The following is a 1,898-nucleotide window of genomic DNA, read 5'->3' on the forward strand; positions in this document are numbered from 1 at the left end:
GTGATGCGATGGACAGCACCATCCGTCTCGACGAGAAGGAGCTTGACGATGCCCGCTGGTTCAGTGCCGAGGACGCGCGGCTGATGCTGGACCGGCGCCATCCCGACGGGCTCTATGCGGCCAATCCGATGGCCATCGCCCACCATTTGGTGAGACTGGCGGTTGAGCGGTGATCAGACTGGCGGCAGCCGGCAAGTCTGCGGCGTCAGGCCGGCATCATGCGGCGGGCAATCTCGGCACGGAAGGGTGATGCCCGGTAGGTGCCAAGAATGCGCAGATAGCTCGAGAAGAATTCAAGCTCTTCGAGGGCGAGGCGCACATTGCGCTCGGCCGGATGGCCCTCGATATCGGCATAGAATTGGGTGGCCGAGAACTGACCTTCGAGCTGATAGGATTCGAGCTTGGTCATGTTCACGCCATTGGTGGCAAACCCGCCCATCGCCTTGTAGAGGGCGGCCGGCACGTTTCGAACCCGGAATACGAAAGTCGTCATCACGGAGTGCCCATCGGCTGCGGCATCCTGGGGTTCGGGTGAGAGGATCACGAACCGCGTGGTATTGTGCGCTTCATCCTCGATATTCTCGCGGATGACCTTAAGCCCATAGATTTCGGCGGCAAGACGGGTGGCAATCGCGGCCCGCGACGAATCGCGCGACTGGGACAGTTCCCTCGCAGCTCCTGCGGTATCGGCCGCGACGACCGGTTTGACTCCCAATTCACGGATGATGTTGCGGCACTGGCCGAGAGCGTGAACATGACTATGAACGGTCTTGATCCGGGCCGGATCGGCCTCCGGCACGATCATCAACTGGTGATGGACAGGTAGGAAATGCTCGCCAATAATGTGCAGGTTGGAGCGCGGCAATAGGTGATGGATATCGGCAACGCGCCCGGCTACGGAGTTATCGATCGGGATCATGGCGAGCTGCGCTTCGCCATCCTGGACAGCCTGGAACGCATCTTCGAACGTACCGCAGGAATGCGGTTCGCAGGACGGGTAGACCTCCAGACAGGCAATATGGGAGTTGGCGCCGGGTTCGCCCTGGTAGGCGATCTTCAGTGTCATGCGGGGGTCCTCAGGAGCTTGCGTGCAGTTTCAAGGTCGCCAGGCGTGTCGACACCAAGCGGCACGGAGTCGACGCTGACAACCACGATACGCATGCCATTATCAAGGGCGCGCATCTGTTCGAGCTTGCGGGCCTCTTCATGCGCCGATATCGGCAGGCTGACAAATCTCTCGAGCGTGGCGCGGCGGTAGGCGTAGACTCCGATGTGGTGCCAGTAGGGTGGGGTATGGTCCGGACGAATCTCGCGGACGAAGTCGCGAGCGAAAGCGACTTCCCGACCCTCGTTGAGGGGTGCAATCGCCTTCACGATATTGCGGTTTAAGGCGTCGCCTTCGGTGCTGATAGGCGCGGCGATGGTCGAAATATCAGCTTTCTCGTTCACGAGGCCCGCCAGACAGCGGCGGATCGCCAGCGCATCGATCGTCGGGAGGTCACCCTGGAGATTGACAACAAAGCGGAAGCGGCCGCCAGGATCGCGTAACCGGAGGGCTTCCGCCACGCGGTCGGACCCGGAGGGATGAGATGGATCGGTTGCAATTGCATCACCGCCGTGGGCCCGTATCGCATCGGCGATCTCGGTCTCTGCTGCGGCCACCAGAACCTGGCCGATATTGGCCTCCAGCGCCCGTTTCCAGACGTGGACAATCATCGGAAGCCCGTTAATATCGGCGAGGGGCTTTCCCGGCAATAGCGTGGCCACCATCCTGGAGGGGATGACGATGATGGTATTCTGGTTTTCGATCATGGATTTAGGCGAAAGCGCGGCAAATTGCTCAATAAGCTCTTATACGTATTGCGGTTGGGATGAGAAACAATTAGTTTCCGCGCCCA

Annotated in this window: 2 protein-coding genes; both read right to left on the reverse strand. The window is 60.4% G+C overall.

The features are described 5' to 3' along the window. Nucleotides 1-205: 205 nt before the first annotated feature. Nucleotides 206-1,066 (reverse strand): prephenate dehydratase, encoded by an 861-nt coding sequence (locus KDH09_13045; protein MCB0220620.1) that lies wholly within the window; start codon nt 1,064-1,066, stop codon nt 206-208. Continuing rightward, complete coding sequence (locus KDH09_13050) at nt 1,063-1,812, reverse strand: 3-deoxy-manno-octulosonate cytidylyltransferase (protein ID MCB0220621.1); 750 nt, start codon at nt 1,810-1,812, stop codon at nt 1,063-1,065. Before KDH09_13050 ends, KDH09_13045 begins: the two co-directional genes overlap by 4 nt. Nucleotides 1,813-1,898 lie beyond the last annotated feature (86 nt).

The organism is Chrysiogenia bacterium (genome assembly GCA_020434085.1).
Classification (GTDB): domain Bacteria; phylum JAGRBM01; class JAGRBM01; order JAGRBM01; family JAGRBM01; genus JAGRBM01.

Bases quoted from the DNA above. Each gene is read 5' to 3' on its own strand.
- KDH09_13045 (MCB0220620.1), bottom strand. From the start codon at position 1,066: ATGACACTGAAGATCGCCTACCAGGGCGAACCCGGCGCCAACTCCCAT.
- KDH09_13050 (MCB0220621.1), bottom strand. From the start codon at position 1,812: ATGATCGAAAACCAGAATACCATCATCGTCATCCCCTCCAGGATGGTG.